At 69.7% G+C, this 24,986-nt stretch carries 23 protein-coding genes; 8 read left to right on the forward strand and 15 right to left on the reverse strand.

Translation table 11 applies throughout. The features are described from left to right. Positions 1-5 precede the first annotated feature (5 nt). Complete coding sequence (locus tag DKM19_RS11395; RefSeq protein ID WP_110695678.1) at positions 6-665, forward strand: TetR/AcrR family transcriptional regulator; 660 nt, start codon at positions 6-8, stop codon at positions 663-665. A gap of 63 nt (positions 666-728) precedes the next feature. On the opposite strand, the gene DKM19_RS11400 is transcribed toward DKM19_RS11395, so the two are convergent. The 6 genes from DKM19_RS11400 to DKM19_RS11425 all read right to left on the reverse strand — a co-directional run bounded on the left by DKM19_RS11400 (position 729) and on the right by DKM19_RS11425 (position 6,904). Then, on the reverse strand, positions 729-974 hold the full coding sequence (locus DKM19_RS11400; RefSeq protein WP_110695679.1) for a DUF397 domain-containing protein: 246 nt from the start codon (positions 972-974) through the stop codon (positions 729-731). Continuing rightward, on the reverse strand, positions 959-1,207 hold the full coding sequence (locus DKM19_RS11405; protein WP_162641431.1) for a hypothetical protein: 249 nt from the start codon (positions 1,205-1,207) through the stop codon (positions 959-961). The genes DKM19_RS11400 and DKM19_RS11405 overlap by 16 nt, the downstream gene beginning before the upstream one ends. A 398-nt stretch (positions 1,208-1,605) precedes the next feature. Beyond that, positions 1,606-1,965 carry a nuclear transport factor 2 family protein gene (locus DKM19_RS11410; RefSeq protein ID WP_162641433.1) on the reverse strand — a complete coding sequence of 120 codons (360 nt, stop codon included), beginning with the start codon at positions 1,963-1,965 and terminating at the stop codon, positions 1,606-1,608. A gap of 292 nt (positions 1,966-2,257) precedes the next feature. Beyond that, on the reverse strand, positions 2,258-4,042 hold the full coding sequence (locus DKM19_RS11415; protein ID WP_110695682.1) for an NAD+ synthase: 1,785 nt from the start codon (positions 4,040-4,042) through the stop codon (positions 2,258-2,260). Positions 4,043-4,277: 235 nt separating this feature from the next. Continuing rightward, complete coding sequence (locus DKM19_RS11420) at positions 4,278-5,246, reverse strand: PD40 domain-containing protein (RefSeq protein ID WP_110695683.1); 969 nt, start codon at positions 5,244-5,246, stop codon at positions 4,278-4,280. Between the two features lie 410 nt (positions 5,247-5,656). Further along, complete coding sequence (locus tag DKM19_RS11425) at positions 5,657-6,904, reverse strand: MFS transporter (protein WP_110695684.1); 1,248 nt, start codon at positions 6,902-6,904, stop codon at positions 5,657-5,659. A 46-nt stretch (positions 6,905-6,950) separates the two neighbouring features. On the opposite strand from DKM19_RS11425, the gene DKM19_RS11430 reads away from it, so the two are divergent. Continuing rightward, entirely contained in the window at positions 6,951-7,928 is a 978-nt protein-coding gene (locus DKM19_RS11430; protein ID WP_110695685.1) for a DUF5937 family protein, read from the forward strand. A gap of 275 nt (positions 7,929-8,203) precedes the next feature. Here DKM19_RS11430 and DKM19_RS11435 read toward each other — a convergent pair whose 3' ends face one another. From DKM19_RS11435 to DKM19_RS11445, 3 genes are all read right to left on the reverse strand, one after another. Next, entirely contained in the window at positions 8,204-9,181 is a 978-nt protein-coding gene (locus DKM19_RS11435; protein WP_239514196.1) for a terpene synthase family protein, read from the reverse strand. A 74-nt stretch (positions 9,182-9,255) separates the two neighbouring features. After that, a complete protein-coding gene (locus tag DKM19_RS11440) occupies positions 9,256-9,801 on the reverse strand; it encodes an EF-hand domain-containing protein (protein WP_110695686.1) in 546 nt (181 codons plus the stop codon). A gap of 34 nt (positions 9,802-9,835) precedes the next feature. Continuing rightward, positions 9,836-10,843, reverse strand: coding sequence for a terpene synthase family protein (locus DKM19_RS11445; protein ID WP_110695687.1), 1,008 nt, complete (start codon positions 10,841-10,843; stop codon positions 9,836-9,838). A 196-nt stretch (positions 10,844-11,039) separates the two neighbouring features. On the opposite strand from DKM19_RS11445, the gene glnA reads away from it, so the two are divergent. After that, the gene (gene glnA, locus DKM19_RS11450; protein WP_089205117.1) at positions 11,040-12,401 is read left to right on the forward strand and encodes a type I glutamate--ammonia ligase; all 1,362 of its coding nucleotides are present in this window, start codon (positions 11,040-11,042) and stop codon (positions 12,399-12,401) included. A 407-nt stretch (positions 12,402-12,808) separates the two neighbouring features. Then, the gene (locus DKM19_RS11455; RefSeq protein ID WP_110695688.1) at positions 12,809-13,534 is read left to right on the forward strand and encodes a PaaI family thioesterase; all 726 of its coding nucleotides are present in this window, start codon (positions 12,809-12,811) and stop codon (positions 13,532-13,534) included. A 15-nt stretch (positions 13,535-13,549) separates the two neighbouring features. Here the strand turns inward: DKM19_RS11455 and DKM19_RS11460 are convergent, their stop codons facing one another. Beyond that, a complete protein-coding gene (locus DKM19_RS11460) occupies positions 13,550-14,413 on the reverse strand; it encodes an alpha/beta hydrolase (protein ID WP_110695689.1) in 864 nt (287 codons plus the stop codon). A gap of 263 nt (positions 14,414-14,676) precedes the next feature. Between DKM19_RS11460 and DKM19_RS11465 the strand changes: the two genes are divergently transcribed. The 3 genes from DKM19_RS11465 to DKM19_RS11480 all read left to right on the forward strand — a co-directional run bounded on the left by DKM19_RS11465 (position 14,677) and on the right by DKM19_RS11480 (position 20,136). Further along, positions 14,677-15,378, forward strand: coding sequence for a type 1 glutamine amidotransferase (locus tag DKM19_RS11465; RefSeq protein WP_110695690.1), 702 nt, complete (start codon positions 14,677-14,679; stop codon positions 15,376-15,378). 265 nt (positions 15,379-15,643) lie between these two features. After that, positions 15,644-18,625: a bifunctional [glutamine synthetase] adenylyltransferase/[glutamine synthetase]-adenylyl-L-tyrosine phosphorylase gene (locus tag DKM19_RS11470; RefSeq protein WP_110705649.1), complete on the forward strand. Its 2,982-nt coding sequence runs from the start codon at positions 15,644-15,646 to the stop codon at positions 18,623-18,625. A 317-nt stretch (positions 18,626-18,942) separates the two neighbouring features. Then, positions 18,943-20,136, forward strand: a complete 1,194-nt coding sequence (locus DKM19_RS11480) for a hypothetical protein (RefSeq protein ID WP_204358756.1) — start codon at positions 18,943-18,945, stop codon at positions 20,134-20,136. Positions 20,137-20,290: 154 nt separating this feature from the next. Here the strand turns inward: DKM19_RS11480 and DKM19_RS11485 are convergent, their stop codons facing one another. The 5 genes from DKM19_RS11485 to DKM19_RS11500 all read right to left on the reverse strand — a co-directional run bounded on the left by DKM19_RS11485 (position 20,291) and on the right by DKM19_RS11500 (position 24,051). Then, positions 20,291-21,127, reverse strand: a complete 837-nt coding sequence (locus DKM19_RS11485; RefSeq protein ID WP_110695691.1) for an LLM class flavin-dependent oxidoreductase — start codon at positions 21,125-21,127, stop codon at positions 20,291-20,293. 32 nt (positions 21,128-21,159) lie between these two features. Next, positions 21,160-21,729, reverse strand: a complete 570-nt coding sequence (locus tag DKM19_RS11490; protein WP_305000304.1) for a C40 family peptidase — start codon at positions 21,727-21,729, stop codon at positions 21,160-21,162. 440 nt (positions 21,730-22,169) lie between these two features. Next, entirely contained in the window at positions 22,170-22,346 is a 177-nt protein-coding gene (locus DKM19_RS49380; protein WP_162641436.1) for a hypothetical protein, read from the reverse strand. A 115-nt stretch (positions 22,347-22,461) separates the two neighbouring features. After that, positions 22,462-23,358, reverse strand: coding sequence for an alpha/beta fold hydrolase (locus tag DKM19_RS11495; RefSeq protein WP_110695692.1), 897 nt, complete (start codon positions 23,356-23,358; stop codon positions 22,462-22,464). Between the two features lie 114 nt (positions 23,359-23,472). Further along, positions 23,473-24,051, reverse strand: coding sequence for a TetR/AcrR family transcriptional regulator (locus tag DKM19_RS11500; protein WP_110695693.1), 579 nt, complete (start codon positions 24,049-24,051; stop codon positions 23,473-23,475). Between the two features lie 119 nt (positions 24,052-24,170). Here DKM19_RS11500 and DKM19_RS11505 point away from each other — a divergent pair, with 119 nt between their 5' ends. Next, on the forward strand, positions 24,171-24,878 hold the full coding sequence (locus tag DKM19_RS11505) for an SDR family oxidoreductase (RefSeq protein WP_110695694.1): 708 nt from the start codon (positions 24,171-24,173) through the stop codon (positions 24,876-24,878). Positions 24,879-24,986 lie beyond the last annotated feature (108 nt).

The raw sequence follows: 24,986 nt of genomic DNA on the forward strand, positions 1-24,986 counted from the left end.
AGGCGATGACGACCACCGACGAGACGCAGACGGCCCGCCCCGCGGGCCGTCCCCGCAGCGCCAGGGCAGAAAAAGCGATCATTGACGCGACCCTCGACCTGATAGGCGAGAGCAGCGGCCTCGCCGAGCTGTCGATCGAGGCGATCGCCGCTCGCGCGGGGGTCGGCAAGACCACGATCTACCGGCGCTGGTCCAACAAGGAGGACCTGCTCGTCGACGCGCTGGCGACCCTCAAGTCGCCGCTGCCCTCGCCCCGGGGCGGTTCGGTCCGCGAGGATCTCGTCGCGTACGTGGAAGTCTTTCAACGCGACGCGTGCGACGCGAGCAAGCGCTGCGTGATGAACATCGCGATGAACGAGGCCGAGCGGCACCCGCGCCTGGTGGAGCGGATTCGCCAGGTGACCATCGAGCCCCGCAGGGCGGCGATCGCCGCCCTGCTGAGGCGCGGTATGGCCACCGGCGAGCTCCGGGCCGACATCGATCCGCTCATCGCGATGGCCGCGCTGATCGGCACCGCGATGTGGTACGTCCGAAGCGAAGGGGCCGCCGAGGTTTCGAGGGAGCTCGCCGAACGGGTCGTCGACCAGCTTCTGGCCGGCATCGCCCCGGCTGAAGCCGTGGCCGGAGCCGTGAAGCCGGAGCCGTGGCCGGAACCACAGAGCTGAGCCGTAGAACCGAGCCGTAGAACGACAGGGCCCCCGTCCACGTGGACGGGGGCCCTTTTCAGGTCAGCTACCGAGGTGGTCGAACTCGCCGAGTTTGACGCCGGCGACGAAAACGTCCCATTCGATCTGGGTGAAAAAGAGCTTCGGCCCCTGGGGATTTTTGGAGTCGCGGAGCACGTGCAGGGCGCCGAGGCCGGCCTTGTGCCCGGTGCCGGGGGCGTCCATTACGGCGACCTCGACGCAGTCGCCGCCACCGGAGCCGCTGAGAGAGGATTTACGCCAGGTCGCGCCGGTCAGGTCTGCTGCCATTCGGTTGTCACCTTCGCTATCAGATCGGCGCCGGCCCGCGCGGGCAGGGCCTCCGCGCGGATAGCTTCGTATCGCTTGCAGATCGCCGCGACGTTGCGTGGATGATTCGTGACATGCCCTGCGACGGCGGACTCCAGAAATACACTATCCAGGCTGCTTTCGATCTCCGCAATGGGGAACTCTTCTTTCCGCGCCTGCAATCGAGCCCCCATTGGCATGCCCTTTTCGGGCACATTTGCATGGAAATCTTCCTGTGTTCGGTTGTGGCCAACAGGGCGGCGAGTCGGCCATGTATGAGTCGGGCCCTCCGGGACGACGGGAAGCCCGGGAGGCGCCAGATCGCATCGACGCCATTTTGGCGATCGGGTACTCGCTTTCAATATGTTCCGGAAGGATCGCGGACGGTCTCCCCCTGGTAATTCGGACATCCTCCGGCTGAAAGAAATTCTCTGCGGAGCATTTTTCGGCCAAGGGCCGTTGACCTGCGTGTCCGTTGTTTTCCGTGCTTACCGCCGGAGCCCCTGTCACCGCTCCGGATCCACCGAGAACGTCGCCGCCGATCGGCGACGACGTTCGCTCTTTCCCCAAGAATTCTGACAAAGAGGGTGAATGTGAGGTAAGCCCCATGGAACTACATGGGCGTCTGGTGGAGAAGGACGACACGCCAGCCGTCGGGGGTCCGGCGATAGACCGTCGACGCGCACCACGAGGACGTCTCGTCGCCGGTGGTACTTGTCAGTTTGTAGGCCACCACGGCTCCTGTGTCGCCGAGCGGCTTGACCACGACATCGTGCGCCTGGTTGCGTCGGTCCGGGTTCCCGGTCCCCTTGGCGTACATGTCGAGAACTTGCCGCCTGGACACGATGCCGTAATTTCCCACGGCCACGAAGTCATCGGCGCAGTACTCCTCGAAAAACTTCTCGTCATAGGCCGCGTCGGCGTTCAGCATCCGCTGCTCGATTTCTACCAGCGTCTTTTCGATGTCGCTCACCCTGCCAACTCCTCTGCGTAATGTGCGACCTACGCTGCCAGCCATACCTGACACCTCCCGACAGGTACGCCTACCGCAGGAGCCCGGAGAATTTTGGACCGGTAGCCTCGGCTCGCCGAACATTCCGGGTGGCCGCGGAGAACCTGAGGCGATCGGCTCTGCGACATCGAGCCCGGGCCGTCGGCAGGCGGTCGGTCTCGCCCGTCGTATCCCGCCGACGTCGCCGGCGGTCTTCCCGTACGGCGAGACGACATTCAAAAACGGCCGGTTCGGGATGGCCGGAAAGAACCCGTCAGGTGGTGGTTTCGCGCCAGCGGTTGGTGATGGGGAGGCGGCGGTCGCGGCCGAAGTTCTTGGGGGTGATCTTGGGACCCGGGGGATACTGCCGGCGCTTGTATTCGGCGAGGTCCACCAGGCGGATGATCCGGGCGACCAGGGCCGGGTCGTGGCCGGCGGCGATCAGTTCGGCGGAGCCCATGTCCTTTTCGACGTAGTCGTACAGCAGGAGATCCAGCACCTCGTACTCCGGCAGGGAGTCGGTGTCCCGCTGGCCGGGGCGGAGCTCGGCGCTCGGCTCCTTCTCGATGGACTCCTCCGGGATCGGGGGCACCGCGAAGCCGTACAGGAACTCGCCGGCGGTCCCCGCCTGGGCGTTGCGCCAGCGGGACAGGTCCCAGACCAGGGTCTTGAGCACGTCCTTGATGGGGGCGAAGCCGCCCGCGGAGTCGCCGTAGAGGGTGGAGTATCCGGTGGCCAGCTCGCTCTTGTTGCCGGTGGTCAGGACCAGGTGGCCGTGCTGGTTGGACAGGCCCATCAGGATCATGCCGCGCACCCGGGCCTGCAGGTTCTCCGACGCTATGCCGGACAGCTCGATCTCCTTCTCGAAGCCGGTCACGATGTCGGCGATCGGCGCGATCCGGGCGTTGATCCCCTGCCGGTTCACCAGCTCCTGGGCGTCGCCCACGGAGTGCTCGGAGGAGTAGCGCGAGGGCATCATCACCACGTGCACCCTGTCCGGGCCGATCGCGTCGGAGGCGATCGTGGCCGTCAGGGCCGAGTCGATGCCGCCGGAGAGGCCCAGGATGACCGACTCGAAGCCGTTCTTGGCCACGTAGTCGCGGACCGCGAGGACCAGCGCGGAGTAGATCTCGGCGACGTCGTCGAGATGCTCGGCGATCGAGGGGGTCTCCGGTTCGTACGGTTCGACGGGGGACGCCGACAGCTCCAGCCGCTCCACCGTGATCACGGTCCCGTCCCCGGCGTCCACCTGGAACGTCCCGAGACCCCCGAACCTGGCCTCGGGCAGCTCCAGATCCGTGATCAGCAGTTCCTCGGTGAATCTCGCGGCCCGCGCGATCAGCTCACCGGAGGCGGAGACGACGACCGAGTCGCCGTCGAAGACCAGCTCGTCCTGCCCGCCCACCTGGTTGACGTAGGCGAGGGCGCAGCCGGCCTCGCGGGCGCGCCGGGCGACCAGCGCGAGCCGTACGTCGTCCTTCTCCTTCTCGTACGGCGAGGCGTTCGGCACCACCAGCAGCCCGGCTCCCGCCTCGGCCACCACCGAGACCGGGCCGCCCTCCTGCCACAGGTCCTCACAGACCGCGATCGCCACGTCGACCCCGTGCAACCGGAAGACGGGCATCCGGTCCCCGCGCACGAAGTAGCGATACTCGTCGAAGACGCCGTAGTTCGGCAGGTGGTGCTTGGCGGTCTTGGTGACCACGCGGCCCCTGTGGAGCAGCGCCGCCGCGTCCAGCGGGGCGCCCTTGGGCTGCCCGACGCGCGAGGCGAGGTTCGCCCGATCGACGTAGCCGACGACCACGGGGATCTCGCCGAGGCCCTCGTCCGCCAGCCGTCGCGCGACTTCTTCGACGGCGGCGATCGACGCCTCCACGAACGAGTTGCGCAGCACCAGGTCCTCGACCGGATAACCGGTCAGGAACATCTCGGTGAAGACGACCAGGTGCGCGCCGCGGTCGGCGGCGCGCCGGGTCCACTCGACGAGTTTGTCGGCGTTGGCCGCCAGGTCGCCGACCACGGGATTGCTCTGGGCCAGGGCGATACGGAGTTGAGCCACATGTTCCACCTTATTCCCGGCGGTGGAGGGACCTGTATCCCCGGCGGTGAAGGGACCGGTTCACAGGTGATTCAGGCTCCGTTAAGCGGGTCTCGGGCCTGGCGAGTCCGTCTCCCGGCGAAACGTCCCCGGGTGGATCCCGAGCCGTTTCGCCGCGGCCCCACCAGAGCCGTGCCGGAACCACGGTGAAAAACAGGTTCCCTCAGCCTGAGGAAGGCACCGTTCGGACCCTTCTCTAGCCGAGGACGTTGAGCAGGCCGAGGTTCTTGGCCTTGGCAGGCTCGGTCACCCGCTGGAGCTCCTTGCCGGAGGCGTTCAGGATCACCAGCGTGTTGGCGGCCGCGCCCTTGACGCGGACCGCGAGACGGCCGTCGTTCAGGTAACGGGCGCCCAGCAGCCTGCCCTTGACCGGGATGGGGATCTTCCTGCCGGTCGAGGTCTCGTAGATCGACGGGTTGGTGAACAGGGGCCAGGAGCCGTCACCGCCCTCGGCGTTCGCGCCGATGGCGTTCACCACGACCCGGCTGCCGTTGGGGGACAGGCTCTCCACGTGGTTGGCGAGCTTGATGCCGCGGGCCTTGGTGGAGGTGCGGAATCTGGTGTCCAGGAGGTAGACGCCGCGGGTGTCGCCGGCGTACCCGGCGAGCGTCCTGCCGTTGGCCGACCAGGTCAGATGGCAGATACCGATGGTCTTGCCGGAGTCGACCGCGTTCCTGCCGTCGGCGCCGACCACGATCACGGTCGCGGCCGTGGCGGTGCCCTTCTTCGGGTAGGCGATTCGCCTGCCGTCGGCCGTCCAGGCCGGGGTCGCGCAGGGCCCGACGTAGAGGGCGTCCTTGGCGATCACTCTGTCCCCACCGGCGGACTTGACGTGCAGACGGCCCTTGTCGTCGATCCAGGCGATCCGCTTGCCGTCGGGTGACGCGGAGAACTGCCCGGTAAGGGCCTCGCCGCCGATGGCCAGGCTGCTCCAGCCGCGCCGGTGGGTCAGCACCTCGATCTTGGAGCCCCTGTAGCCGAGGTAGACGGCGCCCGCGACCGGAGCCGTCCGCGACGAGGCCAGCGGAGTCGTCCGTGACAGGGTCGGCAGGGCCGTCTGTGACGAGGCCGTCGGAGTCGTCTGTGACGAGGCCAGGGCGGGAGCGGCGACTGTGGCGGTGGACACGGCGAGTGCGGCGCCGGCGGCCATGGTCCAGTGCTTCACAACGAGCTCCTCAGATCAATTCACGAACGGATCGAATCCATCAACGGATAGTTAGAGGCCGGAGAGATCAAAAAGGTTCACATCCAACCGGCCGAAATCGGCAGGAGGACCTCCACCATCCTGTCGGCCTCCTTCACCGTGCCGCTCCACCATGCCGATCTCCGGTGCCGCGCCGGTTCGTCCTGGTCCTTCTGCGCGGTGTTCGAGGAGACCTCGACGAGGCTCCGTCATCGTGCCGATCTCCGGTGCCGCGCTGGTTCGTCCCGATCCTTCCGTGTGGTGTTCGAGGAGACCTCAGCGCCGCTCCGTCATCGTGCCGGCCTCCGGTGCCGCGCCGGTTCGTCCTGGTCCTTCCGTGTGGTGTTCGAGAAGACCTCGGCGAGCCCGGACGCCACCCGGTCGGCAGGCGTTCACCGCGGGATCGACTCCATACGGCGCCGCAGCGCCGGGCCGATCGCGAGTACGCTCCCGGCGGCCATCAGATTGAGGGTGCCGACGACCAGCCAGAGCACGGTGGGGCTCACCTCGAGCAGTCGCGTGCCGAGCAGCGGGGCGAGCATGGTCCCGCACGACCAGGCCAGGCCGTACAGGCCGGAATAGCGCCCGCGCAGATGGGCGGGGGCGAGGGCGGCCACGATGGCGCCCGCGATGCCCGCGGTGACGATCTCGCCCAGGGTCCACACGACCACGGTGGTCGCGTATCCGGTGATGTCGGAGACGAACGCGGTCAGCGCGAAGCCCGCTCCGATGATCGTCAGACCGACGGCGAGGACCGTGCTGTGATCGCGCCTGCCGAACCAGTCGCCGGTCAGCGGCTGGAGGAGCACGATCAGGATGCCGTTGACCGCCATGATCATGCCGTAGTCACCGGTGGTGAACTTCTCGTGGGTCATCGCCAGCGGCAGGGTGGTGAACGCCTGGACGTAGACCAGGGTGGAGAGCACGGTGATCAGGGTGAAAGTGACCATCAGCCGGTCCCTGAGCACGTCGGCGAAGCCGCCACGAACCCGCTTGCCGGCCTCGTCCGGGTCCCCCTTGCCGTGCCGCTCGTCCCGTGCGGGCAGCGTCTCGGGCACCGCCCGCCACACCAGGAGACCGAAGGCCACCGCGGTGGCGGCGTTGATCCCGAACATCCAGCCGTACCCGGCCTGCGCGAGCCAGCCGCCCGTGACCATCGCCACCGCGAAGCCCAGGTTCAACGCCCAGAAGAGAAGCCCGTAGGCGCGCGGCCGGTCGTGGGGCGGGATCAGGTCGGCCACCAGCGCGTTGGACGCGGGCCGGTAGGCGTCGATGGTCATGCCGAGCACGAACATGCTGATGACGATCGCCGGAAGCGAGGTGCTGTAGCCCAGCGCCACCATGGCGACCGCCGTCGCGATCATGCCGCCCGTCAGGGTGACCCGCCTGCCGAACCGGTCGGCCAGCCACCCCGCCAGGATCTGCGAGAGCAGCGAGCCCACGCCGAACACCGCCATCACCACGCCCGCCGCGCCGTAGGACATACCGCGCGCCTGGGTCAGGTAGACGCCGATGAACGGCTCGACCATCATGCCCACCCGATTGACCAGCGTGCCGGCCCACAGGGCCCAGAAAGCCCTGGGCAGGCCGCCGATCTTCGATTGCAGGAAGGTGGGTTTCGGGAGGGTCGTGGTGCTCATGGGACCAGGTTGGACAGGCGTCCGGGCATGCGCCAATCTTTTAGTCGTGCCTAAAAAGTCCTGTTATGTCGAGTGGATCTTCGCCATGGACGACGTGGCCAGGATCCGCTTCGCCTTCTCGCCGATCTGGGAGTTGGTGGCGAGTCTGCGCACCCTGCGCGATCCGGCCAGGCACTCCCTTCACCTGCCCTGGGTGCGCGCCGTACGGCCCCGCCTGACCGGAATCGACCTGTCGGAGCTGTTCGCGCTGGTCCCGCTCCAGGGATATCTGGTGGACTTCGTCACCCCGACGCCCGAGACTCCGATGCCCGACTTCGCCGCCGACCTCGAGCGGGTACGGCGGACGCACCCCGAGCGCGCGGCCGAGGAGGCGACCTGGGTGAGCGGGTCCGACCCCCGGGTCATCGAGCGTTTCCTGGCGGACCCCGAGGCGGGCGTGGCCCGGGTCGCCGACACCTTGGAGCGTTACTGGGAGATCGGGTTCGCCGAGTTCTGGCCTCGGATCTACGGCCTGCTGGAGGGCGACGTGCTGCGGCGCTCCCGGCAGCTCGCCGTGGGCGGGGCCCGGGAGCTCTTCGGCGACCTGCATCCCAACGTGCGCTGGCGCGGAGACAGGCTCACCGTCACCCGTAACTGGGAGTATTCCGCGCCGCTGGGCGGCGACGGCCTGGTGCTCGTGCCGACCGCCTTCTACTGGCCGGATGTGGCCGTGATGGTCGAGCCGTACCAGCCGATGCTCGTCTATCCGGCGACGGGCGTCGGCACGTTGTGGACCTCGGGCCCGCCGCCCGCCCCCGGCGCCCTCGCCGCGCTGCTCGGCCGGACCAGGGCGCAGATCCTGACCGCCCTGGCCGACCCCACGACCACCTCGGCGCTCGCCCGGCAGATGTCCCTCACCCCGGGCGCGATCAGCCAGCACCTGAGCGTCCTGGCGGACGGCGGCCTGGTCACCCGCCGCCGCCTCGGCCGCGAGGTCGTCTACCGGCGCACCCCGGTGGGGGACTCCTTGGTGTGCGTCTCCTGATCTCCCCGGCGGTCGCATGATCGTTCGTCTGCTCCACGCCGCGCGTCCGGAGCCTCCCGCTCTCGCGGGCGGGCCGGGCCGGAGTCCCGCTGTCACGGGCCCCCGGAGTGCCCCGCCCTCACGGGCGGGCCGGAGTCCCGCTGTCACGGACCCCCGAAGTGCCCCGCCCTCACGGGCGGGCCGGAGTCCCGCTGTCACGGACCCCCGAAGTGCCCCGCCCTCACGGGCGGATCCTTCCCCGCATGCCTCCATGGGGACATGCGGGGATCGTACGGTTACGGCACGTCGTACCGGCTGGACTCCAGGAGCCATTCCAGCTGGGCCCTGGGCGCGGCGAGAAACGCGCACGCCACCCTGCTGAGGTCTCTGGCCTGGCCCGCCGGGATTCCGAGCTGGTCGAACAGCCCCGGCAACCGCCTGGCGGCGGTCCGCAGATCCTTGGAACGGGCGGCGATCCGGTCGTTCACCCACGTGACGGCGTCGCCGTCCGAGAACCCGAAGGCGACGGCGGCGACCGTCACGTAGTTGTGCACGTCGCCGTTCGCGCGTTCCTTGTGATGGGAGGCGACGTCGTTGCACCAGGCGGTGACGTCGTTGCAGGCGTCCATGAGGGTCTGCCAGGTCGGGGTCTCGCGCAGCTCGACCGGAACCTCCACCCCCAGACACGGTTCGACCAGGTCGAACAGGTAGGGGCCCGCCGTTCCCCGGCGGAGCGCCGGATACTCGGCCACCGAGGGCACCCGCCCCGAGCACCGGTTCTCGGCCTCCGTACGGCAGGCCGCCCCCTGGGCCGCCAGCCCCACGAGGAACCGCCGGCGCCAGCGCGGGCCCATCCGCGCGGAGGTGACCTTCCAGAGGTCCTCGAAGGCTCTCTCGACGGGGGAGGAGGCGGGGGCGGAGCCGCGGGCGATGAGATCAAGCCGTTCGAAGGCGACGTCCACGATCTCGACCGCGCGTCCCGCGGGCTTCTCGTCCCATTCGTCGTCGAAGTGGAACAGCCAGGTCAGCCACTTGGCGAACAGGAACGCCGCGTCCGTGCCCGACTCGGCGAAGGCGCGGCCGGCCATCCGTTCGAACCCGGCCTGAGCGGGCGTTTCCAGCCCCATCTCGCGGGTCCAGCCGGCGAGTTCGGCTCCGATACGGTCGATCGAGGGGTGCATCTGGCAGCGTGCGGCCATCGCCGGGACCAGGTCGGTGAGGGGGAGCAGCAGGGCCGCGGCAACTCCCGGAGCCCGCTCCGGCGGTGAGGGCACCCCCGTTTCGCCGATCGCCGGGGTGGGGGGCCGGGTCGAAGGTTGAGCGAAGGACTGGGTGAGGGTCGGGGCCACTAGATCGGCCCGAAAAGCCAGTTGCCGGCGGCGTCGGGATCGGTGCTCGTGTAGTACTGCCGAGCCGCCTCGACCAGCTCGGTGACCGAGATGTTGCCGTCCCGGTCGAGGTCGAGCCGGTCGAAGGCCGCCTCCACGTCCTCGTACGGGGTGCCGAACGCGGCCATCATGACCTGGAACCCGTCCGGCCCGACGGAGCCGTCTCCGTCGGTGTCGCACAGCTCGGCGAACGCCTCGGTCGCGGGTCCGAAGACCGTGTCGAACCGGTCGCCCTCGATGAAGGCCGAGGTCATGCCCGCCCGGAACTCCTCGGGGGAGATCGCGCGGTCACCGGCGGCGTCGATCTCCGTGGACAGGGTCTGCCAGATCGACCCGAAGCCCTGGACGAGTTTGCTGCCGGCGGCCGAGGTCGGGGCCTCGCCGAAGCCGACGAGGATCCGGGCGCCGAGGCCGAGAAGGTCACCGCGCTCGATCGAGCCGTTGCCGTTGACGTCCATGTGCCCGAAGGCGCGGTCCAATTTATGATTGAGGAGCTCGAGGCTCATTTTGACTCCCACGTTACTTGAAGAACTCAGATCGTTACCCTAAGTGACGATAGCGAGACGATTCCAGGAACCACTCCAGGTAAGCCCTGGGTATGGTCAAGAAAGCGCATACCACTCGGGTCACCTCGCGGGAGGCGGCGAATCCGAGATCGTGCCGTTCCAGAAGCAGGGGAATCGCGCGGGCGGCCGTCCAGAGCTCCTCCATCCGGGCCACGACACGGTCGATCACCCATTCCACGGCCGCGTCGTCCGGGCGGTCCAGCCAGGCGGAGGCGACGGCCACGTAGCCGCGCCCGGTGGTCAGATCGTCGCACCAGGCGGCCACGTCACCGCTCGCCTCGACGACCGCCCGCCAGCGCGGGCTCTCCTGGACCGGGGCGGGCACCTCCACCCCGGCGCAGGGCTCCACCAGGTCGAACAGATACCGGCCGAAGGCGTTCCTGCCCAGCGCCGGGTAGCCCTCGATCGACGGGCAGCCCTGGATCGGCGGATGCTCGCCGGTCGATGTCCGGTCCCGGAACGGCGACCCGCTTCCGGCCGGCGGCCGGTCTCCGGCGGAGAGCCGATCCCCGGCAGGCGGCCGGTCTCCCACCGGTGTGCCGGTGACGAGCAGCGCCTCGTGCTGGGCGGTCAGCCCGGCCAGGAACCGTTCGCGCCATCCCTGGCTCATCCCGGGCGCACAGGCCCGCCACAGGTTCGCGAAGGAACGTTCCAGCGGCAGCGGTCCCGGCTCGCCGCCCTCGGCCACCGCGAGCACTCCGGCGAATGCCGCCGGATCCTCGCGGAAGCGGGACATCCACGTCAGCCAGCGGGCGAACAGCGAGGCCGTGCCCGTGTCGTAGCCGGCGAACGCCCGCCCGGCCAGCCGGTGGGCGCCGGGGTCGGCGTCCAGGCCGACCTCGCGCGACCAGTCGATGACCGCGGCCTCGATCTGGTACACCGACGGGTGCATGGGACACGGCATCGCCATCGCCGCGAGCCGTTCGGCCAGCTGGGCCGGCGGCGTGGCGGCGCACGGCGGTCTGCGGAGTTCGGTGCCCATCGTCGTCTTCCCCCCGGATAGCACTTCAGCGGCTCCGGTCGCACACTGTAAGAGGAGACGGCGCAGGTTGTGGGGAGGCGCGACGTGGCCGATGCCGCATCTCACCGTTCTCCCTCGTAACGTGTGCGAAACACGGAGCAGGCAAACTGGTAGACCACCAGGCGTGTCGCACCACGTCGGCAATGAAGGAGAAGCCTTGGACCGCCAGCAGGAGTTCGTTCTCCGCACTCTCGAGGAGCGCGACATCCGGTTCATCCGGCTGTGGTTCACCGACGTGCTCGGGTTCCTCAAGTCGGTGGCCATCGCCCCGGCAGAGCTTGAAGGTGCTTTCGCGGAGGGCATCGGGTTTGACGGCTCGGCGATCCAGGGCTTCGCCCGGGTCTACGAGTCGGACATGTTGGCCAAACCGGACCCATCAACGTTCCAGATCCTGCCCTGGCGCAGCGAGACGCCGGGCGCGGCCAGGATGTTCTGCGACATCCTCATGCCGGACGGCTCACCCTCGCACGCCGATCCGCGCTGGGTGCTCAAACGCACCCTGGCCAAGGCCTCCGACATGGGCTTCAGCTTCTACACCCATCCCGAGGTGGAGTTCTTCCTGCTGAAGGACCGGCCGGAGCGGGGCGACCGTCCCGAGCCGATCGACGACGGCGGATACTTCGACCACACCCCGCACAGCGCCGGTCACGACTTCCGGCGCAACGCGATCATGATGCTGGAGTCGATGGGCATCTCCGTCGAGTTCAGCCACCACGAGGGCGGCCCCGGCCAGCAGGAGATCGACCTGCGCTACGCCGACGCCCTCACCACCGCCGACAACATCATGACCTTCCGTCTGGTCATGAAGGAGGTCGCGCTGGAGCAGGGCATCTGGGCGAGCTTCATGCCCAAGCCCTTCACCGAATATCCGGGCTCCGGCATGCACACCCACATGTCGCTGTTCGAGGGTGACCGCAACGCCTTCTACGAGCCGGGCGCCGACTACCAGCTCTCCAAGATCGGTCGCTCGTTCATCGGCGGCCTGCTCACGCACGCCGCCGAGATCACCGCGGTCTGCAACCAGTGGGTGAACTCCTACAAGCGGCTGTGGGGCGGCGCGGAGGCGATCGCCGGAGCCGGCGGCGAGGCCCCGAGCTACATCTCCTGGGGCCACAACAACCGCTCGGCCCTGGTCCGGGTGCCGATGTACAAGCCGCACAAGAGCGGCTCCACCCGCGTCGAGTTCCGCTCCCTGGACTCCGCGTGCAACCCCTACCTGGCCTTCGCCGTGATCCTCGCGGCCGGGCTGAAGGGCATCGAGGAAGGCTACGAGATGCCCCCCGGCGCCGAGGACGACGTCTGGGCGCTGACCTCGGCCGAGCGCCGCGCGCTGGGCATCCAGCCGCTGCCCCAGTCGCTGGACGAGGCCATCGCGGTCATGGAGCGCAGCGAGCTCGTCGCCGAGACCCTCGGCGAGCACGTCTTCGACTACTTCCTGCGCAACAAGCGCAACGAGTGGAACGACTACCGCCGCCAGGTCACCGAGTTCGAGCTCGGCCGTTACCTGCCGATCCTGTAAGCCCGGGTCGGCGGGAGATTCTCTCGGAACGAAGGCGTGGGGCCAACGGTGGCGAACCGTTGGCCCCACGCCGTTTCATCGGCTCCGGGCCATGGGCCTGCGAGACCCGGGAGCGGGCGGTCTCACGGATCGTGTCCGCGTCGGGGCGGCGCGGGTTCCGAGGGCGAGTCCGCACCGGGTGAGAGGGCATTCGCCGTGCCCCGGAGCCCCGCCGCCCGGCGGCGGAGCGTGTCACAACGCTTACCCGGTGGTGGACCGCCGAACGTCATGCGGGCGTTACCCGTGGCTAACGGCGGCGTCATCGACCCCGAGTTGGCTGTACGTGCAACGACCCAGGTAAAATCGGCCTGTCCGTTTAGAGGTATTTCTGAGTATTAATCGCCATAAAAGGCGACAGGAGGTGCGGTATGACGACGGCTGCCGAGCTGCAGACCGTGGTGACCGTTCCGGCGCGTTTCCGGGGGCCCGAGGGCGTCGCGAACGGCGGGTGGATCGCGGGTACGGTCTCCGAGGCGCTGCACGGCGTCCAGCACGACTCGGCCGTTGAGGTCACGTTGCACGCGCCCACGCCGCTGGACACACCGTTGCATCTGCGCCATCTCGCCAACACCGCCACCCTCACCCACGGTGAGAACCTGCTGGTCGAGGCCATCACGGTGGCCGAGGAGCTTGACGCCCCGGAGTTTGTGCCCTTCAACGAGGCGGCTCTCGCCGAGGGTGGATTTGTCGGATTTGTCGCCCACCCCTTCCCTGGCTGCTTCGTCTGCGGGGTGCGCGACCCCGGTGACGGCATGCGCATCTTCCCCGGCCGGGTGTCCGGCACCGATCTGGTCGCGGCCGGTTGGCGGGTGCCGATGACCGTCGCCGAGGAGGACGGCGTCGTCTCCGACGCGATCATCTGGGCCGCGCTCGACTGCGCCACCGGCTGGGCGCATTTCCAGCCCGGAGAGTCGGCCCTGCTGGGCCGCCTGACCGCGCGGATCCACCGCCGCGTCTATCCCGGCGGCACCTACTCCGTGGTCGCCCGCGCCACCGGCCGCGAGGGCCGCAAGCTCTTCGGCGAGAGTGCCGTCTACGAGGTCGACGGCACCCTGGTCGCCTCGGCCAGAGCCGTCTGGATCACTCCGGCGTAGGGCCGCCGGGAGGTTCTACCGGCTGAGATGCCGGGCGACCAGTGAGGCGCAGCGGTCCTGGAACAGGATCGTGTAGTGGTTGCAGTCCTCGACCAGCTCCTCCTCCAGGGCGGGCAGCCGCCTCCTCCAGGTGGCGGTGAGCTCGTCGGGGATCATGCCGACCGGCTGGTCGAGCAGGCCGCGAGGGGCCCGCAGCAGTGACAGCGGCGACTTCACCGCGTGGAGCGCGGCGCCGATCTCCTCGCTCTCGTTGAGCAGCCACCGGCCGTCCTGGCGGACCGGTTCTTGCCGCACCCGTGAGCGCACCGCGCCCTCGGGGCCGGTCGCGTCGTAGCGGACGTACTCCTCCGCCTCGTCGTTCCAGTTGCCGGCGAAGGCCGGGTGGGCCTTGAAGAAGTCCACGTAGGCGTCGGCGCTCGGAAAGGTCCGGTCGAGCCGGGCGAGAGCCGGGCCGATCGTGGCGTCCAGGGTCGCGTCGGCGTCCAGGCCGGGAAGCAGGGGCAGCGGGAGCCCTCCGTCGAGGAGTACGACCCTGGCGTAGTCGTGGCCCGCCGCGGCGAGGACCGCGATGTAGGCGCCCATCGAGTGGCCGGTCAGCACGATGTCGGACTCCGCGCCCACGGACCGGGCGACCAGGTTCACGTCCTCGGCCTGCCGCGGCAGGCCGTACGGGCCGGGAAGCCCGGCGCTGTGGCCGCGGCCCCGGAGATCCATGGCGACCAGCGACCATTCGGCGGGCAGCCGCCGGGCGACGGCGTTCCAGGCCATGAGCGAGGCGGTGATGCCGTGCACCGCCACGATCAGACGCGGTCCGGTGCCGAACCGGGCGACGCGCAGCGCGCCGCCGGGAACCTCGACATCGCTCAAGACAGGGTTCACGGGACTCTCACAAAATTCGCGGATGAAGTGATGCTCAGGTTCGTACGGCCCCATGCGACGGAGCCGCGCCGTACCGGCCGCATGCCCGTCCCGGAGGTCGCGGCAGGCATGAGGAACGGGTCGTCCACGTCGATGGTGGCGGGTGTCTCCGCCCGGGGTCAACGTCCAACGATCAGAGTCGGAGGGAATTGTGACGGTTTCCACGGCGGTGGAGCACGTCCCCTGGTAGGTAACACCGCCTCATACCAGCCCATAATTACTCCATGAGGATTACCGTCATCGAGCACGAGGCCGACGCGGGCCTGGGGTTCTTCGCCGGATGGCTGGCCGATGCCGGGGCGGGGTTCGAAGTCGTCCGGCCCTACCTGGGAGAGGCCGTGCCCGAGCGGGCCGCGGGCGGGCTGATCGTGCTCGGCGGCGAGGCGGCGGCCTGGGAGGACGAGCAGTACCCCTGGCTGCCCGCCACCCGAGACCTGATCCGGCGCTCGGTGGAGGGCGGCGTGCCGACCCTGGGGATCTGCCTGGGCGCCCAGCTCATGACGCTCGCCTGCGGAGGCGCCGTCGAGCGCGGTGAGCACGGGCTGGAGGTGGGCGCGTGTGAGGTCGTCCCGCTCCCGGCAGCCGATGCCGACCCGCTGTTCGGCGGGCTGGGCCCCGCTCTCGCCGTCCAGTATCACCGCGACGCGACGACGGCGCTGCCCCCGGGCGCGGTGCCGCTGGCGACCGGCGACCCCTACCCCAACCAGGCCTACCGGCTGGGGGACAGGGCCTGGGCGGTGCAGTTCCATCCCGAGGCCACCCCGGAGATCTTCACCGGCTGGACGGTGGGGTCGGCGGATCACCTGACCGAGCGCGGCTACTCGGTCGAGGAGCTCAACACGCAGGTGAAGGAGGCACGGGAAGGTCTCGCCGGCACCTGGAAGTCACTCGCCGAGCGTTTTGTCACCGTCGTCCAAACCGCGTGACTGCGCGATTACGGTCCGAATCCGCTAACGACGCCGCACACTTTCAGGATTAGCGTGTGCGGCGACGCTCCGGATACCTGGGAGCGCGAGCCCGACCTGAGAGGGTGAGCGGAGAGGCCACATCGCCTCCACCGCTCGCCGAGGACCGAGGCGAGCGCGATGTGCGGGGGAGCGTGCACCTTTGATCGCTCGGGGTAGGGATTGAGGAAGGTCACCCGTGGTTGTGATCGAGGATGAGGGAGGGGCGGTGGACACCGTGCCCCGAATGCAGACGACCGCCGGGCGACTGGCCCGGCTCGGTTTCGCCGATGGGGCCAGAGCCGAGCGGCTGCTCGACGAACTGGGCCCGGAGGCGGTCGGCGACATCGACCTGCTGGCCTCCCTGGTCGGCACGGCGGACCCCGATCTGGCGCTCACCTCGCTCAACCGGCTGGCCGAGCGGGATCCGAGCGTGCTTGGATCGTTCCGGTCCGACCCCGGTCTGCGGACCCGGCTGCTCGGCGTCTTCGGCGTCAGCGCGGCTCTCGGCGAGCACGTGGTCAGGCATCCCGAGCACTGGCGCCTTCTCGGCGGGGCGCAGGCCGTACAGCGGCCGACCGAGGCGGAGCTCCGTGCCGAGCTGCTGCTCGCGGTCGGCGCCGAACCGGAGAACCCCGAACCCCGCGCGGGCGACGCCACCACCGACACCCTGGTCGCGCTGCGTGTCGCCTACCGGGGCCGCCTGCTCCACCTGGCCGCCCGTGACGTCACCGGCGAACTCTCGCTGTCCGAGGTCACCGCCGAGCTGTCCGACCTGGCCGGGGCCGCGCTGGAGGCGGGCCTCGCCGTCGCGCGGTCCGAGCACCCGGAGTCCGACTCGGTACGGCTGGCCGTCATCGGCATGGGCAAGTGCGGCGCGCGCGAGCTCAACTACATCAGCGACGTCGACGTCATCTTCGTGGCCGAGCCTCGCGAGGGCGCCGACGGGACCGTCGACGAGAACAAGGCCATCCAGCTCGCCACCCGGCTGGCCCAGGGCATGATGCGCGCCTGCTCGACCAGCACCCCGGAGGGGTCGCTGTGGGAGGTGGACGCGGCACTGCGCCCCGAGGGCAAGGCCGGACCCCTGGTCCGCACCCTCGCCAGCCACCAGGCCTACTACCGGCGCTGGGCCAAGACCTGGGAGTTCCAGGCGCTGCTGAAGGCCCGGCCGATCGCGGGCGACGCCGAGCTCGGCGGGCAGTACGTCTCCCTGATGAACGACATGGTCTGGCAGGCCGCCACCCGCGAGAAGTTCGTCGAGGACGTGCAGGCCATGCGCCGCCGGGTGGAGGCCCACGTCCGTACGAGCGAGGCCGAGCGCCAGCTCAAGCTGGGGCCCGGAGGGTTGCGAGACATCGAGTTCGCGGTCCAGCTGCTCCAGCTCGTCCACGGCCGCATGGACCCGCTGCTGCGCCGCCGCGCCACGCTTCCCGCGCTCGCCGCCCTGTCCCGGGGCGGTTACGTCGGCAGGGACGACGCCAAGGCGCTCGCCGAGGCGTACACCTTCCTGCGCCAGATCGAGCACCTGATCCAGCTGCACCGGCTCCGCCGTACGCACGTGGTGCCCGAAGGCGTCGCCGACCTGCGGCGGCTGGGCCGGGGACTGGCGATGACCGTCGACCCGGTGGGGGAGTTCACCACCCAGTGGAAACGGCATGCCATGGAGGCCAGGCGCCTGCACGAGAAACTGTTCTACCGCCCGCTGCTGCAGGCCGTGGCCCGGCTGCCCGAGTCGGAGGACCGGCTCTCCACCGTCGCCGCGAAGGCCCGCCTGGAGGCGCTCGGCTACACCGACCCGACGGGCGCGCTGCACCACATCAGCGCGCTGAGCACGGGCGTCTCGCGTCGCGCGGCGATCCAGCGGACCCTCCTGCCGGTCATGCTCGGCTGGTTCGCCGACGCTCCCGACCCCGATGCCGGCCTGCTCGGCTTCCGCCAGATCTCTGACAAGCTCGGCGCCACCCCGTGGTACCTGCGGCTCCTCCGTGACGAGACCGCCGTCGCCTCGCAGCTGGCCCGGTTGCTCGGCACCAGCCGCTACGCGACGGGGTTGCTGATGGACGCCCCCGAGGCGGTGACGATGCTCGGCTCGGAGGCGGAGCTGGATCCCCGGCCGGTCGCGGCGCTGCTGTCGGAGGCACGGACCATGGTGAGCCGCTATCCGGGCGAGGCCGAGAAGGGCGTGGGCGCGGCGCGCGGGCTGCGCCGCAGGGAGCTGTTCCGTACGGCGGTCGCCGACCTCTCCGGGCACATTGGCATCGAGGAGGTCGGCCAGGCGCTGTCGGCGCTCAACGACGTGACGATCCAGGCCGCGCTGGACGCCGCCGTCGGCAAGGTCGAGATGGAGAGGCGCGCTCCGCTGGGCACCCGGTTCGCGGTGATCGCGATGGGCCGCCTGGGCGGGATCGAAAGCTCCTACGGCAGCGACGCCGACGTGATGTTCGTGCACTCGCCGCTGGAGGGGATGCCGGAGCGGGAGGCCACCGACGCGGCCTACGCCGTGGCCAACGAGCTGCGCCGCCTGCTGGCCCTGCCCTCCTCCGACCCGCCACTGATCATCGACCCGGATCTCCGTCCGGAGGGCCGTCAGGGCGCGCTGGTCCGTACGCTGGCCTCCTACGCCGCCTACTACGAGCGCTGGTCGTCGCCGTGGGAGTCCCAGGCACTGCTGCGTGCCCGGTTCTCCGCGGGAGACGCGGAGCTGGGCGTCTCACTCCTGCACCTGGCCGATCCGCTGCGCTATCCGGAGAGGGGCATCTCCGACGCGGCCGTGCTGCAGATCCGCAAGCTGAAGGCGCGGATGGAGGCCGAACGGCTGCCCCGCGGCGCCGACCCCGCCCTGCACACCAAGCTCGGTCCCGGCGGGCTGTCCGACGTGGAGTGGGTGGCCCAGCTCATGCAGCTCCGTCACGCGGGACGTCTGCCGTCGCTGCGGACCACCCGCACCCTGGAGACGCTGCGTGCGGCGGTCGTGGAGGAACTGCTGTCCGAAGCCGACGAGGAGGTGCTCGGCAAGGCCTGGATCTTCGCCTCGCGCATCCGCGACGCCATCGTCCTGGTCCGGGGCCGCGCCGCCGACTCCATCCCGGTGGACGTCCGCGAACGCGCGCTCATCTCCCGCGTCCTCGGCTATCCGCCGGACGGCAGCGAGGACTTCGTGGACGACTACCGCCGCGCCACCCGCCGTGCCCGCCGGGTCGTGGAGCGCGTCTTCTACGAAGGCTGACCCGTTCCCCGAAGGCCGGTCCGGGATCTTGGACCGCCTCCGCGAAAGCCGTTCTGTGCTTCGGGGACGGCCTCGGACCCGCTTCTGGGAAAGTCTGTCCGGGCTTCGGGACGGTCCCGGATCCGCCTCCGCGAGAGCTGTTCCGGACGTCAGGAGGCCGGTCCGTTCGGGCGGTCTCGGATCCGTTCGCCGGATCGCGGGGGCGGGCCCGCGTGCCGGTTACGAAACCGACCTGTTTTACGTGATCACGTTGCGCCGCCTGGGACAGGCGTGTATCAACGGTCCGGGTGATCCGATTGATATCGATTTACGTTGATTTGGCCATAGGCCTGATTCTGGCCTTCCTGCTTCTGTCCCTGCTGGTGAGCGGGGTCAACGAGGCCTTCGTCCGGCTGCTCGGGATCCGCAGCAAGTTTCTCTGGGCCTACCTCAGGGACACACTGGACGGAGGTCCCGAAGAGGGAAGGTCGTGGATCCCGTCGAAGATCGCTGACATCTTCGCGAAGCTGCCCTTCTCCAAGGACGACCCGCGTCCGGTGCACAGCCCCGACCCGGCGCCCTCGGTGGTCGAGCCGATGCGGGTCGACCCCGTGGTGGTCCCGACCGCCGAAGAGCCCGCCACGGACGGCTCCACCGCGAACACCTCCGAAGGGCTCGCCGACGAGGGGGTCACCGCGGGGCTCGCCGCGGGGGAGGCCACCGGAGAGCCCGCCGCCGAGTCCGCCGCCGGGAAACCCGCCGAGGGGTTCGCGCCGATCGACATGACCGCGCGGCTGTACGAACGTCTCCAGGAGATCGACCATCCCAAGGGCGCTCGCACCAGCATCGCCAACATCCCGCCCGAGCGGTTCTCCGGCGCGGTGATGGAACTGGCCTCCGCCGAGGAGAACGGGATCGAGGGTCTGCTCGCCAAGCTGGAGGCCATCAACAGCCCCCTGGCGGGCCATCTCAGAGGCGTGTGGGAGGGCGCCCAGCGGGACATGGGGAAGTTCCGCAAGGGCGTCGAGAACTGGTTCGACGGGGAGATGCAGCGGCTGTCCATGCTCTATGGCCGCTACGTCAAGCTGGTGGTGTTCGCGCTGGGAGTGGTGCTGACGCTGGTGTTCAGCATGGACGCGCTGGAGTACGGCAAGACCCTGCTGCGCGACAACGCCTACCGCACCGGGGTGACCGCCATCGCGGGGGGCGGCGGGGATGGATACGCCGCGCTGAGGGACAAATGCGCGGGCTCCGAGGTCGGTGTCGCCGAGCCGTACGGGTGCGTCACCGAGTCCCTCAGCTCCCCGGCGCTGGTCAAGATCTTCGACCACGCCCTCGTGAGCGTCACGATGCCGCCCGAGGACTCCGACGAGCCCTCCTTCCACTGGAACGGCGGAGCCTGGTGGGACCGGCTGATCACTCCCGGGCACTGGCCCGGCTACCTGCTCACCATGGTCGCGCTGTTGTTCGGCGCCTCGTTCTGGTGGGACGTCCTGCGCCGGCTGACCGGCGTCCGAGGCCAGCGCTCCTAGCCGTCGCTCCCGCGGCCGAACGCGCCGGGCCGGCGGGAACCGCCGGTGAGTACGGGGTTCCCGCGACCGCCGGGCGACTCCTGGCCCGCGCCGGTGGAGGCCCGGTTCGCCCGCGCGGAGCACACGCTCCCGTTCGGGAGCACGGCTCCAGGGCTCAGCGGAGCTCCGCCAGGAGCAGGTCGACCTGGGGGAGGGGGTCCGGACCGAACGGGCGGACCACCACCGTGTCCGCTCCGGCCTCCCACAGCGACCTGACCTGGTCGGCGGCGGTCTCGGGAGAGCCCGCCGCCATCACGACCTCGCCCGGATCGATCTGCAGGAACTCCGCCGCACCGGCCGCCAGACGCGCGACCGCCGTGGAGTCTTCACCGATGTACAGGTGGGTGAACACCACCAGCTCGTGATCGCCGCCGCCGATCAGCTTCCGCGCCTCCTCGATCTGCGCGCCGCCGACCCCCTCGGGCAGGATCGTGCCCTGTGCCGCCCTCCCCGACAGCTCCAGCGAGCGGGGCCGTACCACCCCGGCGAGGACCGGCGGCGGAGTGGCGGGCGGATGCACCAGGCTCACCCCGTCGAGGTGGACGGCCCGGCCCTGGACGGTGACCGTCTCGCCGCGCAGCAGCGCGCGCACCGCCACGATGGTCTCCTCCAGCAACGCCAGCGGCGAGGGCGCGAGTACGCCCACCTGACGCATCCAGTCCTGGACGCCGTGGCCGATCCCGGCGGCGAGCCGGTGCGGGTACAGCCTGGCGAGGTTGCCGAACTCCATGGCGAGCAGGGCCGGACTGCGCAGCGGCGCCGGAGCGATCCCGATGCCCACGCGGAGCCGTTCGGTGACGGCGAGCGCGGTGGCCGCCGACGAGATCGATCCGGTCCAGCCCAGATCCTCCACCACCCAGACGTCGTCCACCTCGGCCGCGTCCAGATGACGGCAGAAGGGGACGAGCGACTCGGGAGGGAGGTCGCGGTCGAACATCACGCCGAGGCGCATATATCTCCTAGGAAAAACGGGAGTGAGACCGGCTATGGGAAACGGTAGTAACCGGCGAAACCCTTGACCGCCGTGATGGGGTCGATCCGGATCTCGGTGCCGGTCCTGAGCGCATTGATCATCTTGCCATCGCCGATGTAGACGCCCACGTGGTGGGTCCTCACCTTACGCGCGCCCACCTTGCCGTAGAACTTGCGTGTGCCGACCTTGCCGTAGAAGACGAGATCTCCCGGCTGCGCCCTGGCGGCGGAGATCCTGGTGAGCCGCCGGATGTGATCGTTGGTGTTGCCCGGTCCCAGCACGTCCCGCCCGTAGGCGAGCTGGTAGACCCATCTGGCCAGCCCGGAGCAGTCGAGGCCGAGGGTCCTGGTGGCCGGGCACGGCCGGACCGAACCCTGGTATCCCTCGCAGGTGCCGAAGGAGGGACCGGGAGTCTTGGCGTGGCCGCCGCCCCAGGAGTAGGGGATCTCGCCGCCCTGCCAGCCCGGCTGGTACTGCCCGGCCTCGATGGAGTACGCGATGGCGGTGAGCCGGTTCAGGGTGACGGGCAGGGTCGGGGCGGAGGCTGAGCCGCTGAGGAGCAGGAACGTTCCCAGAAGCACGGCCGTCGCCGCCCGCCGTCGGCGTCTGGGCAGGTCACGGCGTTCGGAAAAGTCGTCGCGTCCGGGAAACCATCCGGGCGACCGGAGGTGTCCGAGGGGGTCGCGACGTCGCTCCCCGGTCTGGGGAGGCTTGGGATGTGCCCCTTCGTACCGGAGAACCTCTGTCACGTCACCTCACCGATTTGTCGCCATAAGTTATGGCCAGTCTGCCTAACAAGTCGGTGACGCGCGCCGGGCGAACCCTGACCGATCCGGCCGGGCTCAGCCGTCGATCTAGACCTTCCTGGGCCCTGTCGTCTCCGTATCGGCCCTGGGACTCTCGATCCCCTCGGTGGCCCGAGGAGGCATTGGACATGCCGCTGCCCGCGTGCGGAGGCGCGCGGGCAGCGGTAGCGCTGGAGCGAAGTACGGGGGAGATCGTTCCCCGTGCCTAGCGGTCGTCAGTCGTCATCCCCGTCGTCGTCATCGTCCACGCCGGGTCCGTTCGTCGTGTTGACCACGTCCGGGCCGTCGTCCCCGTCATCGTCACCCCCGCCTCCGCAGCCGCTGACCAGGCCGACGAGCGCCGCCATGGCCGCGGCGCTCAGCGCCGCCTTCCGCGTGGTCTGAGCAAGCATGCACAACCTCCAGGTGATGATCTCCGGCCGGACGCGTCGGCGTCCGTCGAATCACCTCTGTCCGGTACGGCGGAGATCTAACGGCCGGCGGCTCAGACCCCGCCCTGAGGGCCTGTCATGCCGGCGTGGAGGTGGCGAAGCCGGCGACCGCCCGAGCGAAGGTCTCGGGCTCCTCGATGTGACCGAAGTGGCCGCTGTTCTCCAGGATGAGCAACTCGGAGCCGGGAATCAGTTTGTTGAGTTCGCGTGACCAGCGCACCCCGCAGATGACGTCGTAACGGCCGACGATCACCAGCGCCGGAACCGTGAGCGAGCCCAGCGTTTCCCGGTCGTCGATGAGGTCGGGAGCGAGGTTCTCGTCGAGGCCCGAGATGTGTGATCCCCCCACCGAGGCCCGCATGGGCGCGAACTCCTCCACGCGCCCCCAGTAATCGGCGAAGTAGGCCGGGAGCAGCCCACGGACCGCGACGGTGAACTCCTCGTCGTTGGAGATGGCGGGGATCGACTGGAAGGCGTCGAGGACCTCCTGGAGCTCGGGGTTGCCCGCGTTCCTCCGGGTGAAATCCTCCAGGTTGCGCATGGCCTCGGCGAAGTGCTCGGCCCCGGTGACCGGCGCGCTGTCGTACAGGATGACGCCGGCGAGACGGTCGGCGTGACGCAGGGCGTAGTGCTGTGTCACGAAGCCGCCGTGCGAGTGGCCCAGGAGATACACCTTCGGCAGCGCAAGGTGATCGATCAAGCCGTCGAGAACCCGTGCGTAGCGGTCGCGCGTGTAGCCGTTGGGATGCGTCTCCAGGCGGCCCGACCCGCCCGTGCCGATCGGCTCCACGTACACCATGGTCAGGTGCTGCTCCACCGCCGGCATCCTGAGGTACTCCCAGAGGACTCCGGGACCACCGGAGTGCGCCAGGCACACCGGTCCGGTGCCGTGGACGTGGTAGCGCTGGGCGACGCCGTCCACGTCGATGACATGGGTGCCGGGCGACAGTGGGTTCGTGGCAGAGGTGCTCATGAGGTCTCCGGTCGTGATGGTGGTGTGAACACCGACAAGATGCGGAGACCGCGGGTAAGTTCGATTCCATCTCTGTGATGACGGTCACAGAACGCGCTGCGGGCGGCGAGCGCCTCACGCGTCGGGGGGCAGCCCGTTCGCGTCGAGCAGGACGACGGCGGTGCGTATGCCCACCCCGTCCAGGGTGCCGGGGTACATCATCACCCGGGCGCTCAGCCCGTCGAACAGCATGGTGAGCTGGATCGCCAGCGTGGCGGGGTCGGTGGCGCCGCCGAGCTTCGCCTGTTCGGCGAAGTAGTCGGTGAGCTGCTGCTTGCCCTGCCGGGCGATCTCGCTCGCCGGGTGAGCGGGGTCCTTCAGCTCGATCGAGGCGTTGACGAACGGGCAGCCGAAGTACTGCGCCGCCGCGACCAGCTTCTCCATCTGTTCGAAGACGTGCAGGATCCGCCGGCGTGGGGTCCCGTCGGTGGATCGGTCGAGGAACAGTGCGAAGTTCGCCGGGCCGGACCGGGCCAGCACCTCGGCCAGCAGTTCGTCCTTGGTCTCGAACAGCTGGTACATCGACCGCTTCGACACCCCGGCCGTCTGGCAGAGCTTCTGCACACCGGTGGTGGCGAAGCCCTCCAGGTAGAACAGCTCGGTCGCGGCCTGGATCAGACGCTCGCGGGGGGAGGTCTTCGCGGTCGACGTCATAACCGCAGCCTACCTCCTGGTTGGCACTTAGAAACCGATCGGTTTATAGTGGCTGAAACCGATCGGTTTCCAGCGGTCTCCGCCGCGCGAATCGTCCTTCTCCGTGCAAGGGAATTCACATGAAGATCCAAGACTCCGTGGTGTTCGTCACCGGAGGCGGCCGCGGTCTCGGCAAGGCGCTCGTCGACGAGGTGCTCGCACGTGGTGCGGCCAAGGTCTACGCCACCGCCCGCGACCCGAAGACGATCACCAACCCGGACGTCGTCCCGTTGCAGCTGGAGGTCACCGATCCGGCCTCGGTGGCCGCCGCCGTCGCACAGGCCCCGGACGTCAACCTCCTGATCAACAACGCCGGCGTCACCCTGGCGGCGGACTACCTCAATGGGGATCTGGAGGAGGTCCGCCGGGAGTTCGAGATCAACTTCTACGGGCCGCTGCACATGACCCGGGCCCTCGCGCCCCGGCTCATCGCGAACGGCGGGCACCTGCTCAACATCCACTCGGCGCTGTCCTGGTATGCGACGCTCGGCGCGTACGCGGCGTCCAAGGCGGCGCTGTGGTCGATGAGCAACGCGCTGCGGCAGGACCTGCACCCGCACGGGGTGGGCGTCACCGGCCTGCACGTCGGCTGGGTCGACACCGACCTCGCGACGCAGTGGGCGGGGGACGCGCCCAGGTCCGCCCCGGCCGACGTGGCCCGGCAGGCGATCGACGGTGTCGAGGCGGGTCTGCACGAGGTGCTCGCCGACGAGTGGACCCGTCAGGTGAAGGGCGCCCTGGCGGCGGACATCACCGCGCTCTACCCGCACGTGGCCGTCAACGGCTGATCCACGGATCGGGAGGGCCGCGATCGCCGGCCCTCCCGGCCTCCGGTGGGGCAGCCGCGCCACCCGAGGGCGCATCGGCCGCGGCCCCCGCGAAGTGCCTCATGCCGC

Source organism: Streptosporangium sp. 'caverna' (assembly GCF_003203775.1).
Classification (GTDB): Bacteria; Actinomycetota; Actinomycetes; order Streptosporangiales; family Streptosporangiaceae; genus Streptosporangium; species Streptosporangium subroseum.

What these genes read in the sequence shown, in the direction of transcription:
- DKM19_RS11465 (WP_110695690.1), top strand. Translation starts at nt 14,677, where the DNA reads ATGAGGATTACCGTCATCGAGCACGAGGCCGACGCGGGCCTGGGGTTC.
- DKM19_RS11425 (WP_110695684.1), bottom strand. Translation starts at nt 6,904, where the DNA reads ATGAGCACCACGACCCTCCCGAAACCCACCTTCCTGCAATCGAAGATC.
- DKM19_RS11455 (WP_110695688.1), top strand. Translation starts at nt 12,809, where the DNA reads ATGACGACGGCTGCCGAGCTGCAGACCGTGGTGACCGTTCCGGCGCGT.
- DKM19_RS11400 (WP_110695679.1), bottom strand. Translation starts at nt 974, where the DNA reads ATGGCAGCAGACCTGACCGGCGCGACCTGGCGTAAATCCTCTCTCAGC.
- DKM19_RS49380 (WP_162641436.1), bottom strand. Translation starts at nt 22,346, where the DNA reads ATGCTTGCTCAGACCACGCGGAAGGCGGCGCTGAGCGCCGCGGCCATG.
- DKM19_RS11485 (WP_110695691.1), bottom strand. Translation starts at nt 21,127, where the DNA reads ATGCGCCTCGGCGTGATGTTCGACCGCGACCTCCCTCCCGAGTCGCTC.
- DKM19_RS11470 (WP_110705649.1), top strand. Translation starts at nt 15,644, where the DNA reads ATGCAGACGACCGCCGGGCGACTGGCCCGGCTCGGTTTCGCCGATGGG.
- DKM19_RS11395 (WP_110695678.1), top strand. Translation starts at nt 6, where the DNA reads ATGACGACCACCGACGAGACGCAGACGGCCCGCCCCGCGGGCCGTCCC.
- DKM19_RS11440 (WP_110695686.1), bottom strand. Translation starts at nt 9,801, where the DNA reads ATGAGCCTCGAGCTCCTCAATCATAAATTGGACCGCGCCTTCGGGCAC.
- DKM19_RS11445 (WP_110695687.1), bottom strand. Translation starts at nt 10,843, where the DNA reads ATGGGCACCGAACTCCGCAGACCGCCGTGCGCCGCCACGCCGCCGGCC.
- DKM19_RS11495 (WP_110695692.1), bottom strand. Translation starts at nt 23,358, where the DNA reads ATGAGCACCTCTGCCACGAACCCACTGTCGCCCGGCACCCATGTCATC.
- DKM19_RS11505 (WP_110695694.1), top strand. Translation starts at nt 24,171, where the DNA reads ATGAAGATCCAAGACTCCGTGGTGTTCGTCACCGGAGGCGGCCGCGGT.
- DKM19_RS11500 (WP_110695693.1), bottom strand. Translation starts at nt 24,051, where the DNA reads ATGACGTCGACCGCGAAGACCTCCCCCCGCGAGCGTCTGATCCAGGCC.